Source organism: Paraburkholderia lebeckiae (assembly GCF_014201005.1).
Classification (GTDB): Bacteria; Pseudomonadota; Gammaproteobacteria; order Burkholderiales; family Burkholderiaceae; genus Paraburkholderia; species Paraburkholderia tuberum.
The window spans coordinates 96,704-111,571 of record NZ_JACHDK010000001.1 but is presented as its reverse complement, the minus strand read 5'-3'; the positions used below and the strand labels follow the sequence as shown (position 1 = coordinate 111,571).

The window sequence follows — 14,868 nt, the reverse complement described above, 5'->3', positions numbered from 1 at the left end:
ATGTCAGTCGAATTGCTGAAAACCAGTTTCTCCATCCTGCTGCAGGGTCTGGTGACGACGCTGTTGCTTTCCATTGCGTCCATCGCGGGCAGCACGCTGATCGGTCTTTTCGCCGCGGTCTTGCGGTCGTTCGGACCGTGGGGCACAGCCCGCCTTGCCAGACTCTATACGGAGCTGTTTCGCGGCACGCCGGTACTCATCACGCTGATGTTCATCTATTTCGGCGTGTCGTACTTCGGTTACGCGATCGACGTCTTCGCAGCCGGCGTCATCGGCTTGAGCATCTATCAGGGCGCCTACATCGCCGAAATCTTCCGCGCAGGGATCGAGGCGGTACCCAAAGGTCAATGGGAGGTATCTCAGATCCTCGGCCTCACGCGGGCTCAGTCGTTCTCGTTCGTCGTGCTGCCTCAGACGGGAAAGATCGTGTTGCCGCCTCTCGTCGGTCAGTATCTGTCGCTCATCAAGGATACGTCGATCGTCAGCATGATCGGAATGTCCGAGTTGATGCATGGTGGCCAGGCCATCGTCGACCGGGTCGGAAAGCCCGTGGAAATCTACGGACTCGTCGCACTCATTTACTTCGCCGTGTGCTTCCCGCTCTCGCAATGGGTGCGCCACCATGACCGCAGGAGATTGTCGTGAGTAACCAAAGCCAAATCAGACCCATCATTTCACTGACGGGCGTCAGCAAAGCATTCGGTTCGACTCGGGTGTTGAACGAAATCAATCTCGAGGTTCGCTCTGGCGAGGTGCTGGTGCTCATCGGCGCGTCCGGCTCGGGTAAGAGCACCGTCTTGCGAATCATGGCGGGATTGGAGACCACCGATTCCGGCGAGGTCTGGGTCAACGATGTGCCCATGCATGATCCGCGCCGAGCGCGAGAGATTCGTGGCCATGTCGGCATGGTCTTCCAGCAGTTCAATCTGTTTCCTCACAAGACCGCGCTCGGCAATGTCACGCTCGCGCTTATCAAGGCACGCCGCATGAGTCCGGACGACGCGCGCAAGCGCGCCATGGAGACACTCGACCGTGTCGGGCTCGCGGACCGCGCGGAACACTATCCAAGCCAGTTGTCGGGCGGTCAGCAGCAACGCGTGGCGATTGCGCGAGCGCTCGCGGTCGAGCCCGGCATCATGTTCTTCGACGAGGCGACGTCCGCGCTGGATCCGGAGCTGGTCGGCGAGGTCACCGAGGTGATGCGTGGGCTCGCGCGCGACGGCATGACGATGGTCGTCGTCACGCATGAAATGGGCTTTGCCCGCAAGACCGCCGACCGCGTCGTCTTCATGGACAAGGGCGTCATCGCGGAGCAGGGCGATCCGGAACAGATCTTCGTCAATCCCGCGAACGAACGTACGCGGCAATTTCTGCACAGAGTCCTCGACCATTGACCTGTCGCGGCCTGAAAGTCGCTTTCGCGGGTCAGCCGCACGATAAACTCACGTCGCTTGAAAGACAACCGGTCGGATGAACGCTTTACGGAGTGAACGCATGGCTGTAACAGAATCGTCTCGGGCGAGAGGCGTGGATCGCGTCATCGCGATGTTCCGGCAATTGCACGTCGCCCAACGCCCGCTGACCATGCGCGAATTAATCGAGGCGACCGGTGCGCCGCGTTCGAGCATTTACGAGCTGGTCGCGATTCTCGCGGAAGTGGGCTGGCTCGAGACGGCCGCGGATGGGAGCGTGTTCTTCGGGCGCGAGATGCACTACTACGGGTCCGACTATGCAACGCACAACGATCTGATTAGCCGCGCGCATCAATCCATTCTGGCATTGGTACGGAAGTACGACGAGACCACGCAGCTGTGCATGCTGGAAGGCAACAAGTACACGGTCGTGTTATCCGAGAACAGTGCCCGGCCATTCAACATCAGTTCGGACATCGGCGTGAGAGTGCCGATTCCGTGGACCGCCACGGGACGTCTGCTGCTAGGTCACCTGAATGCCGACGAGATTCGCGCGCTCATTCCAGCCGAAGATTTCATCCTCGACAATGGGGTGAATATCGAATTCGACGAATTCCTGAACGACGTGCGGGCCGCAAAAGAACGAGGCTACTGCTGCACCGAAGGACTCTCGAATGCGTTCAGGCTTTGTATGGCAGCGCCGATTCGCGACCGTGCGGGACTGCCTATTGCGGCGCTGTGTTTCATGACCGGCCGCGACACGAGCCCGGACAGGCGCGGCGTGATGCTGGCCGATCTGTTGCAGTCCGCGAAAGCGCTCTCGCATAGATAGCGCTCGGCCTCAAAGCGTCGGCAACAGCTCCGGCGGATGCGACTTCAGTGTCTGTCGCGCCTCGCGGAATTCCGGAAAAATCGATTCGACCGTCTGCCAGAAGCGCGGACTGTGATTCATCTCGCGCAGATGCGACAGCTCGTGCGCGACGACGTAGTCGATGATCGACAGCGGAAAGTGGATGAGCCGCCAGTTCAGGCGGATTTTGCCGTCGCTCGAACAACTGCCCCAGCGCGTCGCCGCCGAAGACAACGCATACGCGCGATAGTTGACGCCGAGCTTCTGCTCGTAGATCGCCAGACGCTCGCCGAACAGCCGCTTCGCCTCTCCTTGCAGCCAGCCCTGCACGCGATCCTTGATCTGCTGCGGGTCGGCTTGCAACGGCAGCGGCAATCGCAGCGACCCATATTCGGCGCTGAACGCGAGCACGCCTTGCGGCGCGCCGAGCGTCACGCGCACCGGCTGACCGAGGTAGGGCACTTCGGTGCCGTCTTTCCAGTCGATCTTCGGCAATGCACGCTGCTCGACGCGCGTTTGCCATTCGATCAGCTTCGTAAAAATCCAGCGTTGTTTTTCGGTGATCGCGGTTTCGATATCGGCGAGCGTGACCCAGCGCGGCGCGGTGATCGTGAGGCCGGTGCTGTCGATCGCAAAGCCGATCGAGCGGCGCGCGGAACGCTTGAGCGCGTAATGCAGCGTGCGTGAGCCGATGGTGAGACGACGTAGCTTGCTGCCGTCCGGCGCGAGCGGTGCGGCGGGCGGCAGGGCCGGCGCTGAGCCCAATGAACCCGGCGCGGAAGGTGAAGGAGACGACGACGTCGACCCCGGCTCGGCGAAGAGCGGGAGATCGAGCTGCCGGTTTTCGAGCGCCGCGGCGGGCTGCGGCGTGGGAGACTTCTGCATCGGCTTCGCTTCGCGCAATACGCCTTCGGACTTCGAGGGCGTGGCGCGTCAGATGGGAGCGGCGGCGGAATCGTTAGCCGCCGCGCTGTAGGCAGTCGGATCGATGCGGCGCATCTCGGCTTCGATCCACTGCTCGACGCGCGTGTTCACTTCGTCGGGCGTGAGCCCCGTCGTGTCGATCGGCTTGCCAATCGACACCGTGACTATACCCGGATATTTGAGAAACGAGTTGCGCGGCCACACGCGGCCCGCGTTGTGCGCGATCGGCACGACGGGGGCACCGGTCGCGATCGCGAAGCGCGCGCCGCCGGTCTTGTACTTGCCCTTCTTGCCGGTCGGCGTGCGCGTGCCTTCCGGAAACATGATGACCCATGCGCCTTCGGCCATGCGGGCCTTGCCCTGGTTCGTGACCGAAACGAACGCGTATTTGCCTTCCTTGCGGTTGATGTGAACCATCTTCAGCATGCCGAGCGCCCAGCCGAAGAACGGCACATACAAGAGCTCGCGCTTGAACACGTAGCAAAGCGGGCGCGGCATGATCGCCGGAAACGCGAGCGTTTCCCACGCCGACTGATGCTTCGACAGCAGCACGGCCGGCCCCTTGGGCAGGTTCTCGAAACCTTCGATACGGTAGCGGATGCCGTTCAGGTAGCGCACCGTCCACAGCGTCAGACGACACCAGCCGGCCGCCATCCAGTAGCGGTTTTCCGCGGGCAGGAACGGAAACGCGATGAAGCATGCGGTCGCGTACGGCACCGTGACCACAATGAAATAAATCAGCAGCAGCAGGGAACGGATAAAGCGCATCGGCGTGGTCGGTGAGGGTTGGGAGCGCGCGGTGCGCGTTTACTCCTGAGCGTCGGCGAGAAAGTCGAGCGCGAACGCGCGCAGGTCGTCGTGCACGATCGTGCCTTCGGGCAAGCCGCCCGCGGCGAGGGTCTTGCGGCCCTTGCCGGTGAGCACCAGATGCACCGGGTGACCGAGCGCCGCGCCCGCCTGCAGATCGCGCAGAGAATCGCCGACTGTCGGCGTATGCGCCGGATCGATTTCGAATCGCTCGGTGATCATCTTCAGCATGCCGGGCTTCGGCTTGCGGCAATCGCAGTGATCTTCCGCCGTGTGCGGGCAGAAGAACACCGCTTCGATGCGCGCGCCGACCGCTGCCGCCATCCGGTGCATCTTCAGATGCATCGCGTTCAACGCATCCATGTCGAACAGACCGCGGCCGATGCCCGACTGGTTCGTCGCGATCACGACGCGATAGCCCGCCTGGTTCAGGCGTGCGATCGCTTCCAGCGAGCCGGGCAGCGCGACCCATTCGTCCGGCGACTTGATGAACGCGTCGGAGTCGACGTTGATCACACCGTCGCGGTCGAGGATCACCACTTTCTTGATCGGCATGGCGCGGTGCTCAGGCGGCGAGTCGGGAAATATCGGCGACGCAGTTCATCTGCTGATGCAGCGCGCCGAGCAGAGCCAGACGGTTCGCGCGCAACGCGGGGTCTTCGGCGTTGACCATCACGTCGTTGAAGAACGTGTCCACCGGTTCGCGCAGCGCGGCCAGCGCCGTCAGCGCGCCGGTGTAGTCGCGCACGGCCAGTTGCGATTGCACGCGCGGCGTGACCTGTTCGAGCTGCGCGTTGAGCGCCTTCTCCGCTGCCTCGGTGAGCAAGCCGGGCTGCACGCCGCCATTCGTCACGCCTTCCGACTTCTTCAGGATATTCGAGATACGCTTGTTGGCCGCCGCGAGCGACGCCGCTTCGGCGAGCGACGCGAATTCGCGCACCGCGTCGAGGCGCGCGACGAGGTCGTCGAGCCGCGTCGGGTTCAGCGCGAGCACCGCGTCGATTTCGCCGGCCGCGTAGCCGCGTTCGCGCAGCAGGCCGCGCAGGCGGTCCATGCTGAATTCGTAGATCGCGTCGGTCGAATCGGCAACGTTCGGCACGCCGGCGAATTGCGCATAAGCGATGCGCAGCAGCTCGACGAAGTCGACGTTCAGCTGCTTCTCGACCAGAATGCGCAGCACGCCGAGCGCATGACGGCGCAGCGCGAACGGGTCTTTCTCGCCGGTGGGCTGCAGGCCGATGCCCCAGATGCCGACCAGCGTTTCGAGCTTGTCGGCGAGCGCGACGACGGTGCCGGTCGCGGTGGTGGGCAAGGCGTCGCCCGAGAAGCGCGGCTGGTAGTGTTCCGAGCATGCGAGCGCGACCTCTTCCGGCTCGCCGTCGTGGCGCGCGTAGTACGTGCCCATCGTGCCTTGCAGCTCGGGGAATTCGCCGACCATGTCGGTGATCAGGTCGGCCTTCGCGAGGCGCGCGGCGCGCGTCGCGAGCGCGACGTTGGCGCCGGTCAGTGCGGCGATCGCGCCGGCCAACCCTTCGAGCCGCTCCACCCGTTGCAGCGCCGAGCCGAGCTTGTTGTGATAAACGACGTTCGCGAGCAGTGGCACGCGATCCGCGAGCGGCTTCTTCTTGTCTTGCGTGAAGAAGAACTTCGCATCGGCGAGACGCGGACGCACCACTCGCTCGTTGCCTTCGACGATCTCGACCGGCGTCGCCGTCTCGATGTTCGACACGATCAGGAAGCGCGAGCGCAGCTTGCCGTTCGCATCGGTTAGCGCGAAGTACTTCTGGTTCGTCTGCATCGTCAGGATCAGGCATTCCTGCGGCACTTGCAGGAATTCGTCCTCGAAGCGGCACTCATAGACGACCGGCCATTCGACCAGCGACGTCACTTCGTCGAGCAGCGCTTCGGGCATCACGACCTTGTCGTCACCGGCTTGTGCGAGCAGTTGCGAGCGGATCGATTCCTTGCGCTTCGCGAAGCTCGCGATCACGCGGCCTCTGTGTTCGAGCGTTTCGGCATATGACTGCGCGTGCTGGATCTGCACGAAGCCTTCGGACAGGAAGCGGTGGCCGAGCGTGGTGTCGTCGGCGTCGATGCCGAGCGCGCTGACCGGCACGATTTCCTCGCCGTGCAGCGCGGTCAGACGATGCACCGGGCGCACGAATTTCACGCTCGAACCGTCGGGGCGCTGATACGTCATCGGATTCGGAATCGGCAGCTTCGCGAGTGTTTCGTCGAGCGCGCCCTGCAAGCCGTCGGTGAGCGTCGCGCCCGGCGCCGCGTAGCGCAGGAAGAACGCTTCGGCTTTACCGTCCTGGGCGCGTTCGAGGTCGTTCACCGTGAAGTCGGGGAAGCCGAGCGCGGCGAGTTTCTTAGCGAGCGGCGCGGTGGGCTGGCCGTCTTTATCGAGCGCGACGGAAACCGGCAGCACTTTTTCGCGCACGTGTTTTTCCGGCGCGACCGCGCGCACGTTGTGAATCGTCACCGCGAGACGACGCGGCGTAGCAAAGCGTTCGAACGACGGCTCGCCTTCGATCAGGTCGCGCGCCGCGAGGCGCTGCGCAATACCTTCGGCGAAGGCATCGCCGAGACGGGCGAGCGCCTTCGGCGGCAGTTCTTCGGTCAGCAGCTCGACGAGCAGGGTAGCGTGTTGAGATTGAGTCATTGGTTGAAGTTCTCGTCAGTCCTGGTCGATCTTGCGTTCGACTTTCAGCGGCGGCGCCCACGCGGGCATCGCGGCTTCCTGCTCGTCGGTTGTGAGGCCGGGCACGCCGTGCACCGGATTGCCGAGCATCGGGAAGCCGAGCTTTTCGCGCGAGTCGTAGTAGGCCTGCGCGACCTGACGCGACAGCGCGCGAATCCGGCCGATGTACGCCGCGCGTTCCGTGACCGAAATTGCGCCGCGCGCGTCGAGCAGGTTGAACGTGTGGCCGGCCTTCAGCACGAGCTCATAGGCGGGCAGCGCGATCTGCGCATCGATCATGCGCCTCGCTTCCGCTTCGTAGCTGTTGAAGAACGTGAACAGCAGATCGACGTTCGCGTGCTCGAAGTTGTAGGTGGACTGCTCGACCTCGTTCTGGTGATACACGTCGCCGTAGGTCAGGCGGCGCAGCTCGGGGCCGTTTGGGCCTTGTTCTTCCCACTCGGTCCAGACGAGGTCGTAGACGTTCTCGACCTTCTGCAGATACATCGCGAGGCGCTCCAGTCCGTAGGTGATTTCGCCGAGCACCGGCTTGCAGTCGAGACCGCCGACCTGCTGGAAATACGTGAACTGCGTGACTTCCATGCCGTTCAGCCACACTTCCCAGCCGAGACCCCACGCGCCGAGCGTCGGGTTTTCCCAGTCGTCCTCGACGAAACGCACGTCGTTCTGCTTCAGGTCGAAGCCGAGCGCTTCGAGCGAGCCGAGGTACAGGTCGAGAATGTTTTCCGGCGCGGGCTTGAGCACCACCTGATACTGGTAGTAGTGCTGCAGACGGTTCGGGTTCTCGCCGTAGCGGCCATCTTTCGGGCGGCGCGACGGCTGCACGTAGGCGGCGCGCCACGGCTCGGGGCCGATCGCGCGCAGGAACGTATGGACGTGGGACGTGCCCGCGCCGACTTCCATGTCGATCGGCTGGAGCAACGCGCAGCCCTGCTTGTCCCAGTAGGACTGCAAGGTCAGGATGATTTGCTGAAACGTGAGCATGAAGTGCCTTTCGGGCATGGGGCCATTCCGCGTGCGCCTAAGCGCGCGACGGGGCCGTGGAGCGAAGTGCTAAACCCGAGATTTTAACGGAAAGGAAGGGGGGCGGCCCGTTTTGCGGGGTCGGACGGGCCGCGATGCGATTTTTGGGCGACAGGCGACGCGGCAAGGGCCGCGCGCACGTTCAGCTCGCCGCCAGCTCCGCCTTCGGCGAGAACGAATCGCTTTGCGCGATCGGCCAGTACGTCTCGAACAGGGTATAGCGATAGTTGCCGTTGAGTAGATCGTTCGGTTCGAGATATTTGAGCAGATCCGACATCAGCCGCACCTCATGCGAGGACACGCGCCGCACGATGTGATGCGCGCGCAGCTCCGCCGGATGCCGGAGCCCGGCCGCCTGGATGATTTCCTGCAACGCGTGCAGCGTGTTGTGGTGGAAGTTGAACACGCGATCGGCCTTGTCCGGCACCACCAGCGCGCGCTGGCGCACCGGATCCTGGGTCGCGACGCCGGTCGGACAGCGGCCGGTATGGCAGGTCTGCGCCTGGATGCAGCCGACCGCGAACATGAAGCCGCGCGCCGCGTTGACCCAGTCCGCGCCGATCGCGAGCGTCTTCGCGATATCGAACGCGGTGATCATCTTGCCGCTCGCGCCGATGCGGATGCGTTGCCGCAGACCGATGCCGACCAGCGTGTTGTGCACGAGCAGCAGCCCCTCTTGCAACGGCACGCCGACGTGATCGGTGAACTCGAGCGGTGCCGCGCCGGTGCCGCCTTCCGCGCCGTCCACGACGATGAAGTCCGGCAGAATGCCCGTTTCCAGCATCGCCTTGGCGATACCGAAGAATTCCCACGGATGCCCGATGCACAGCTTGAAGCCGGTCGGCTTGCCGCCCGACAGCGTGCGCAGCCGTTCGACGAATTCGAGCAGCTCGCGCGGCGTCGAGAACTCGGAGTGCGTCGCCGGCGAGATGCAGTCGCGGCCCATCGGCACGCCGCGCGTCTCGGCGATTTCGGGCGTGATCTTCGCGGCCGGCAGCACGCCGCCGTGACCGGGCTTCGCGCCTTGCGACAGCTTCACCTCGATCATCTTCACCTGCGGTTCGGCGGCCTGCTTCGCGAACTTCTCGGCGTTGAAGGTGCCGTCGTCGTTGCGGCATCCGAAATAGCCGGACGCGATTTCCCAGATGATGTCGCCGCCATGTTCGCGATGATATTTCGACATCGAACCTTCGCCGGTGTCGTGCGCGAAGTTGCCCTTCTTCGCGCCGAGGTTCAGCGCCATGATCGCATTGGCCGATAGGGAGCCGAAGCTCATCGCCGACACGTTGAAGATCGACATCGAATACGGCCGCGCGCGATCGGGGCCGACGACGATGCGAAAGTCGTGACCGTCGAGCGTGGTCGGCGCGAGCGAGTGGCTGATCCATTCGTGCGCGACCGCCTTCACGTCGATCCGCGTGCCGTACGGGCGACTGTCGACATCGTTCTTCGCGCGCTGGTAGACGATGCTGCGTTGCGCGCGCGAGAACGGCTTCTCGTCGGTATCGTCTTCGACGAAATACTGACGGATCTCCGGGCGGATGAATTCGAAAATGAAACGCAGGTGGCCCCACAGCGGGTAATTGCGCAGGATTGCATGGCGCTGTTGGCTCAGGTCGAACACGCCGAGCGCGACGAGCGCGGCCGGCCCGAGGATCCAGAACCACGACAGGCGATGCGTCGCGGCGAGCGCGGCACATGCCGCGGTGAGCGCGATTGCGCACCACATGGCCAGATAGCGTCGAGAAAACATGGGGACTCCAGTGCAGTGAAGATCATTGCGGCGGGATCGTCCGCACGGGGGCGCGGGCGGTACCGGTCGCGAAGGAAAACTGGCGGTTGCGGGTCACGGTGCGGCGCGGACCGGCGAAGCCCGAAGATAAGGCCTGCGAATGGAAGCCAGGCGTCGCACGCGAAGGTGAAGCGTATGTGAATGCGCCAGGCGGGGGAAACATGGTGAACGGCGCGAACCTGCCGGAGTGGTATGACCCGCCGCGCCCGCCGTTATGCATCGCTCAACGCGCGCCGAGCAGAGCCGCTCTTTGCCGCGGGGTTTGCGGCTCGTCCTGCGCCTGGCCTTGCGGCTGCTTTGGCTTGTGCGCCTGCTTGCGACGCTGCGCGCGGGTTTGCTTCGGCGCCTGATCCTGCGGCAGTTCGGCCGGTTGCCCGGTCATCGCGCGTTCAATGATGCCGCCGCCGAGGCACACGTCGCCGTCATACAGCACCGCCGATTGGCCCGGCGTGACGGCCCATTGCGCGGCGTCGAAGGTCAGTTCGAAGAGGCCTTCGCCCGAACCGCCTGCCGCCGAGGCGTTGAACGTGCACGCCGCGTCGGCCTGCCGGTAGCGCGTCTTCGCGCCGCACGCGAAGCCGTCGGCCGGCGGCTCGCCCGCGACCCAGCTTGTGTTGCCCGCCGACAGCGTATGGCACAGCAGCCACGGATGGTCGTGTCCCTGCGCGACGTACAGCGTATTCGTCGGAATATCCTTGCCGGCGGCGAACCAGGGCTCGCCGCTGCCGTCCTTGCTGCCGCCGAGACCGATGCCCTTGCGCTGGCCGAACGTGTAGAACGCGAGGCCGATGTGCTCGCCGACGATCTTGCCGTCGGTGGTCTTCATCGGGCCGGGCCTGGTCGGCAGATAGCGGTTCAGGAAGTCGCGGAACGGCCGCTCGCCGATGAAGCAGATGCCGGTCGAATCCTTCTTCTTCGCGTTCGGCAGGCCGATCTGCGCGGCGATCTCGCGAACCTTCGTCTTGGGAATCTCGCCGAGCGGGAACAGTGTTTTCGACAACTGCGCCTGGTTCAGCCGATGCAGGAAGTACGACTGGTCCTTCGTATGGTCGAGCGCCTTCAGCAGCTCGAAGCGGCCATCGTTCTCGCGCACGCGCGCATAGTGGCCGGTCGCGATCGTTTCCGCGCCGAGCGACATCGCGTGATCGAGGAAGGCCTTGAACTTGATCTCGGCGTTGCACAGCACGTCCGGGTTCGGCGTGCGGCCGGCCGAATATTCGCGCAGGAATTCGGCGAACACGCGGTCCTTGTACTCGGCCGCGAAGTTGACCGCCTCGACGTCGATGCCGATCAGGTCCGCCACCGACACCACATCGATCCAGTCCTGGCGCGTCGAGCAGTATTCGCTGTCGTCGTCGTCTTCCCAGTTCTTCATGAACAGGCCGACCACGTCGTAGCCCTGTTCCTTCAGCAGCCACGCGGTGACCGACGAATCGACGCCGCCCGACATGCCTACTACGACTTTACGCTTGCTCATAAGGTACTCACTGGGTGCTGCATGACTGCACGGATCTATGGGGCCGCTCGTGACGGCCTTATTGCTTCGGCCCAACCGAATGCGTATGGACGAAGTCGAGCGGGAAACGCCGGCCGGCCAGGTAATCGTCGATACACTGCATCACGAGCGGCGTGCGATGCCGCTCGGGGCACGCGCGCAACTCATCGGCGCTCATCCACAGCGCGCGGACGATGTCGGGATCGAGCGAACTCGCCGCGTCCGGCTCGCCGCCCGCGCCGCAATAGGTGAAGCGCAGGTACGTGGTGCCCGCGCGTTCCGGCCGCTCGAAGTGGGTCATGTACATGCCGACGAGCGCCTGGGGCACGAACGGATGCGCGGTTTCCTCGAAGGTTTCGCGGACCACCGCTTCCAGCAGCGTTTCGCCCGCCTCGAGGTGGCCGGCGGGCTGGTTCAGGCGCAGGCCGGCGGGAGTGTGTTCCTCGACTAGCAGGAAGCGCCCGTCGCGCTCGACGATCGCCGCGACGGTCACATGCGGCAGCCAGGTTTCCGGTTTCATGGGTGCGCATTTTACCGGTTATGCGCGCCGACTGCCGGGCGGCGGGCGGGGCGCTGGGCCGGGCTACGGCCGGTGACCGCTGGCAGCCGGTTCGCAGCGTGTTCGAGGTGGGATCGCGACCGATCCGTACCAGTTTGGCGGTCTGCCGCGCATTCGCGTCGACCCCGATATTTGTGATGTGGCGGTTTCCGGTTAAAGTGGGGCCTGCGTTAGCCGTTGCATGTGCAAGCCGGCGAGCCTCGTCGGCAGATCTGTCGTCAAACAGGAAGTCGAGGAGGAACAACGATGCACATCGGAGTGCCAGCCGAGACGCGCGCGCATGAAACCCGCGTTGCCGCGACGCCCGAGACGGTCAAGAAATACGTGGCGCAAGGCCACCGGGTCACGCTCCAGAGCGGCGCCGGCGCCGGCGCGGGCTTTCCCGATGACGCCTATACGGCCGTGGGCGCGGAAATCGTCGATGCCGCCACTGCATTCGGCGCAGATCTCGTCCTCAAAGTCCAATCTCCCACCGATTCCGAACTGCCGCTACTCAAGCGCGGCGCGACGCTCGTCGGCATGCTCGATCCGTTCAACGCCGACAACGCGGGCAAGCTCGCCGCGGCCGGCGTCACCGCGTTCGCGCTCGAAGCCGCGCCGCGCACCACGCGGGCGCAAAGCCTCGACGTGCTGTCGTCGCAGGCGAACATCGCCGGCTACAAGGCGGTGCTGCTCGCGGCGACGCTATATCCACGCTTCATGCCGATGCTGATGACCGCGGCCGGCACCGTGAAGGCCGCGCGCGTGTTGATTCTCGGCGCGGGCGTGGCTGGCCTGCAGGCGATCGCCACCGCGAAGCGCCTCGGCGCCGTGCTGGAAGCGTCCGACGTGCGCCCGGCGGTCAAGGAGCAGATCGAGTCGCTCGGCGCGAAGTTCCTCGACGTGCCCTACGAGACCGACGAGGAGCGCGAGGCCGCGCAAGGCGTGGGCGGCTATGCACGGCCGATGCCGCCGTCGTGGCTCGCGCGCCAGTCGGCGCTCGTGCACGAGCGCGCGAGGCAGGCCGACGTGGTGATCTCGACCGCATTGATTCCAGGCCGCCCCGCGCCGACGCTGCTGTCGGTCGAAACCGTGCAGGCGATGAAACCGGGCTCGGTGCTCGTCGACCTCGCGGCCGGCCGCGGCGCGGAAGTCGACGGCCGGCGCGGCGGCAATTGTCCGCTGACCGAGGCGGACCAGGTGGTGGTGCGCTATGGCGTGCAGATCGTCGGCTATACGAATCTCGCCGCGATGGTGCCCGCCGACGCGTCGTCGCTGTACGCGCGCAACGTGCTCGACTTCCTGAAGCTGATTATCGACAAGGAATGCACGCTGAACATCGATCTCGCGGACGACATCGTCGCGGCCACGCTGCTGGCTCGCGATGGCCAGGTCACGCGCAACGCATAGGGGGAAGCCGAAGATGGAAGTCATCAATCACACGGTGATCAATCTGATCATCTTCGTGCTGGCGATCTACGTCGGCTATCACGTGGTCTGGAACGTCACGCCAGCGTTGCATACGCCGCTGATGGCGGTGACCAATGCGATCTCGGCGATCGTGATCGTCGGCGCCATGCTCGCGGCGGGTCTCACGGTCGGCAGCGCCGGGAAGTTCTTCGGCACGATCGCGGTGGCGCTCGCGGCCGTCAACGTGTTCGGCGGATTTCTCGTCACACGGCGAATGCTGGAGATGTTCAAGAAGAAGGAACCCAGGAAACTACCGGCTGGCGGCGGCAAGGAGGGTACGTAAATGAGCCTGAACGTCGTCACGCTGCTGTATCTGGTCGCGTCGGTCTGCTTCATTCAGGCGCTCAAGGGGCTGTCGAATCCGAAGACCGCGCGCGTCGGCAATACCTTCGGCATGGTCGGCATGGCGATCGCGATTCTGACGACCATCGCGCTGATCTCGCGGCAGGCCGAAGCACTTGGCTCCAATCTCGGTCTCGGTCTCGGCCTGCTGCTGTTCGGGCTCGTGATCGGCGGCGCGATCGGAGCGTTCGTCGCCGCGCGCGTCGAGATGACCAGGATGCCTGAACTGGTCGCGGCGATGCACTCGCTGATCGGTCTCGCGGCCGTGTGCATAGCGTATGGGGTGGTGTCGGAGCCGGCCGCGTTCGGCCTCGTCGATCCGGACGTGCCGATCGAGGGCTTCCTGCCGTACGGCAATCGCATCGAACTGTTCATCGGCACTTTCGTCGGCGCGATTACTTTTAGCGGCTCGGTGATCGCGTTCGGCAAGCTGTCGGGCAAGTACAAGTTCCGGTTGTTTCAGGGTGCGCCGGTCGTCTACGGCGGCCAGCATCTGATCAACCTGATGCTCGCGCTCGCGATGCTCGGCTTCGGCGTCCTCTTCTTCCTCACGCAGTCGTGGCTGCCGTTCATCATCATGACGATCATCGCGTTCGTGCTCGGCGTACTGATCATCATTCCGATCGGCGGTGCGGACATGCCGGTGGTCGTGTCGATGCTGAACTCGTATTCGGGCTGGGCGGCGGCGGGCATCGGCTTTTCGCTGAACAATCCGATGCTGATCATCGCTGGGTCGCTGGTGGGGTCGTCGGGTGCGATCCTGTCGTACATCATGTGCCGCGCGATGAACCGCTCGTTCTTCAACGTGATCCTCGGCGGTTTCGGCAACGAGCCGGGCGCGGCCGCGGGCGGCTCAGCGGAGCAGCGTCCGGTGAAATCGGGTTCGGCCGATGACGCGTCGTTCATGATGGGCAACGCGGAAACGGTCGTGATCGTGCCGGGCTACGGGCTGGCCGTCGCGCGCGCGCAGCACGCGTTGAAGGAGCTGACCGACAAGCTGGTCGAGAAGGGCATCGAGGTGAAGTACGCCATTCACCCGGTGGCCGGCCGCATGCCGGGTCACATGAACGTGCTGCTCGCCGAGGCCGAAGTGCCGTACGACATGGTGTACGAGATGGAGGACATCAACGGCGAGTTCGGCCAGGTCGACGTGGTGCTGGTGCTCGGCGCGAACGACGTGGTGAATCCGGCCGCGAAGAACGATCCGAAGTCGCCGATCGCGGGCATGCCGATCATCGAGGCGTACAAGGCGCGCACCGTGATCGTCAACAAGCGCTCGATGGCGGCGGGCTACGCCGGGCTCGACAACGACCTGTTCTACATGGACAAGACGATGATGGTGTTCGGCGACGCGAAGAAGGTGATCGAGGATATGGTGAAGGCGGTCGACTAGATCGCTAGCGGTGAATCGGCCTCAGGATCGCGGTGGGTCACCGCGATCCTTTTCATCTGTTCGGCTTCGCGTTCAGATGCCGCAGCAGATCCGCGAGCCGCCGTCGGCGGATTTTTCG

The 14,868-nt window shown here is 64.5% G+C and carries 14 protein-coding genes; 6 read left to right on the top strand and 8 right to left on the bottom strand.

The window, feature by feature from the left end; genetic code table 11:
* The 3 genes from HDG39_RS00525 to HDG39_RS00515 all read left to right on the top strand — a co-directional run bounded on the left by HDG39_RS00525 (position 1) and on the right by HDG39_RS00515 (position 2,244).
* Positions 1-645: an amino acid ABC transporter permease gene (locus HDG39_RS00525; protein WP_184002393.1), complete on the top strand. Its 645-nt coding sequence runs from the start codon at positions 1-3 to the stop codon at positions 643-645.
* Complete coding sequence (locus tag HDG39_RS00520; RefSeq protein WP_311664543.1) at positions 642-1,394, top strand: amino acid ABC transporter ATP-binding protein; 753 nt, start codon at positions 642-644, stop codon at positions 1,392-1,394. Before HDG39_RS00525 ends, HDG39_RS00520 begins: the two co-directional genes overlap by 4 nt.
* A 100-nt stretch (positions 1,395-1,494) precedes the next feature.
* The gene (locus HDG39_RS00515; RefSeq protein WP_184002391.1) at positions 1,495-2,244 is read left to right on the top strand and encodes an IclR family transcriptional regulator; all 750 of its coding nucleotides are present in this window, start codon (positions 1,495-1,497) and stop codon (positions 2,242-2,244) included.
* A gap of 9 nt (positions 2,245-2,253) precedes the next feature.
* On the opposite strand, the gene HDG39_RS00510 is transcribed toward HDG39_RS00515, so the two are convergent.
* The 8 genes from HDG39_RS00510 to HDG39_RS00475 form a co-directional block, all read right to left on the bottom strand.
* Positions 2,254-3,147 carry a M48 family metallopeptidase gene (locus HDG39_RS00510; protein WP_184002389.1) on the bottom strand — a complete coding sequence of 298 codons (894 nt, stop codon included), beginning with the start codon at positions 3,145-3,147 and terminating at the stop codon, positions 2,254-2,256.
* A gap of 48 nt (positions 3,148-3,195) precedes the next feature.
* On the bottom strand, positions 3,196-3,954 hold the full coding sequence (locus HDG39_RS00505; RefSeq protein ID WP_184002387.1) for a lysophospholipid acyltransferase family protein: 759 nt from the start codon (positions 3,952-3,954) through the stop codon (positions 3,196-3,198).
* Positions 3,955-3,993: 39 nt separating this feature from the next.
* Positions 3,994-4,548, bottom strand: a complete 555-nt coding sequence (gene gmhB / locus HDG39_RS00500; RefSeq protein ID WP_018419430.1) for a D-glycero-beta-D-manno-heptose 1,7-bisphosphate 7-phosphatase — start codon at positions 4,546-4,548, stop codon at positions 3,994-3,996.
* Between the two features lie 10 nt (positions 4,549-4,558).
* On the bottom strand, positions 4,559-6,658 hold the full coding sequence (gene glyS, locus HDG39_RS00495) for a glycine--tRNA ligase subunit beta (protein ID WP_184002385.1): 2,100 nt from the start codon (positions 6,656-6,658) through the stop codon (positions 4,559-4,561).
* A 15-nt stretch (positions 6,659-6,673) separates the two neighbouring features.
* On the bottom strand, positions 6,674-7,681 hold the full coding sequence (gene glyQ / locus HDG39_RS00490; RefSeq protein WP_184003179.1) for a glycine--tRNA ligase subunit alpha: 1,008 nt from the start codon (positions 7,679-7,681) through the stop codon (positions 6,674-6,676).
* A gap of 181 nt (positions 7,682-7,862) precedes the next feature.
* Positions 7,863-9,473, bottom strand: coding sequence for an FMN-binding glutamate synthase family protein (locus tag HDG39_RS00485; RefSeq protein WP_184002383.1), 1,611 nt, complete (start codon positions 9,471-9,473; stop codon positions 7,863-7,865).
* A 262-nt stretch (positions 9,474-9,735) separates the two neighbouring features.
* Positions 9,736-10,989: a tRNA 2-thiouridine(34) synthase MnmA gene (gene mnmA, locus HDG39_RS00480; RefSeq protein ID WP_184002382.1), complete on the bottom strand. Its 1,254-nt coding sequence runs from the start codon at positions 10,987-10,989 to the stop codon at positions 9,736-9,738.
* Positions 10,990-11,047: 58 nt separating this feature from the next.
* Positions 11,048-11,527 (bottom strand): NUDIX hydrolase, encoded by a 480-nt coding sequence (locus HDG39_RS00475; protein ID WP_184002380.1) that lies wholly within the window; start codon positions 11,525-11,527, stop codon positions 11,048-11,050.
* A 285-nt stretch (positions 11,528-11,812) separates the two neighbouring features.
* Here HDG39_RS00475 and HDG39_RS00470 point away from each other — a divergent pair, with 285 nt between their 5' ends.
* From HDG39_RS00470 to HDG39_RS00460, 3 genes are read left to right on the top strand one after another with little or no spacing between them, the layout of a single operon-like run.
* On the top strand, positions 11,813-12,955 hold the full coding sequence (locus tag HDG39_RS00470) for a Re/Si-specific NAD(P)(+) transhydrogenase subunit alpha (RefSeq protein WP_184002378.1): 1,143 nt from the start codon (positions 11,813-11,815) through the stop codon (positions 12,953-12,955).
* Positions 12,956-12,968: 13 nt separating this feature from the next.
* Positions 12,969-13,298, top strand: coding sequence for an NAD(P) transhydrogenase subunit alpha part 2 (locus HDG39_RS00465; protein WP_184002376.1), 330 nt, complete (start codon positions 12,969-12,971; stop codon positions 13,296-13,298).
* A complete protein-coding gene (locus tag HDG39_RS00460; RefSeq protein ID WP_018419438.1) occupies positions 13,299-14,750 on the top strand; it encodes an NAD(P)(+) transhydrogenase (Re/Si-specific) subunit beta in 1,452 nt (483 codons plus the stop codon).
* The last annotated feature ends 118 nt before the right edge of the window (positions 14,751-14,868 follow it).

Bases quoted from the DNA above. Each gene is read 5' to 3' on its own strand.
- HDG39_RS00475 (WP_184002380.1), bottom strand. From the start codon at position 11,527: ATGAAACCGGAAACCTGGCTGCCGCATGTGACCGTCGCGGCGATCGTC.
- HDG39_RS00525 (WP_184002393.1), top strand. From the start codon at position 1: ATGTCAGTCGAATTGCTGAAAACCAGTTTCTCCATCCTGCTGCAGGGT.
- HDG39_RS00470 (WP_184002378.1), top strand. From the start codon at position 11,813: ATGCACATCGGAGTGCCAGCCGAGACGCGCGCGCATGAAACCCGCGTT.
- glyS (WP_184002385.1), bottom strand. From the start codon at position 6,658: ATGACTCAATCTCAACACGCTACCCTGCTCGTCGAGCTGCTGACCGAA.
- glyQ (WP_184003179.1), bottom strand. From the start codon at position 7,681: ATGCTCACGTTTCAGCAAATCATCCTGACCTTGCAGTCCTACTGGGAC.
- HDG39_RS00460 (WP_018419438.1), top strand. From the start codon at position 13,299: ATGAGCCTGAACGTCGTCACGCTGCTGTATCTGGTCGCGTCGGTCTGC.
- mnmA (WP_184002382.1), bottom strand. From the start codon at position 10,989: ATGAGCAAGCGTAAAGTCGTAGTAGGCATGTCGGGCGGCGTCGATTCG.
- gmhB (WP_018419430.1), bottom strand. From the start codon at position 4,548: ATGCCGATCAAGAAAGTGGTGATCCTCGACCGCGACGGTGTGATCAAC.
- HDG39_RS00510 (WP_184002389.1), bottom strand. From the start codon at position 3,147: ATGCAGAAGTCTCCCACGCCGCAGCCCGCCGCGGCGCTCGAAAACCGG.
- HDG39_RS00465 (WP_184002376.1), top strand. From the start codon at position 12,969: ATGGAAGTCATCAATCACACGGTGATCAATCTGATCATCTTCGTGCTG.
- HDG39_RS00485 (WP_184002383.1), bottom strand. From the start codon at position 9,473: ATGTTTTCTCGACGCTATCTGGCCATGTGGTGCGCAATCGCGCTCACC.
- HDG39_RS00515 (WP_184002391.1), top strand. From the start codon at position 1,495: ATGGCTGTAACAGAATCGTCTCGGGCGAGAGGCGTGGATCGCGTCATC.
- HDG39_RS00505 (WP_184002387.1), bottom strand. From the start codon at position 3,954: ATGCGCTTTATCCGTTCCCTGCTGCTGCTGATTTATTTCATTGTGGTC.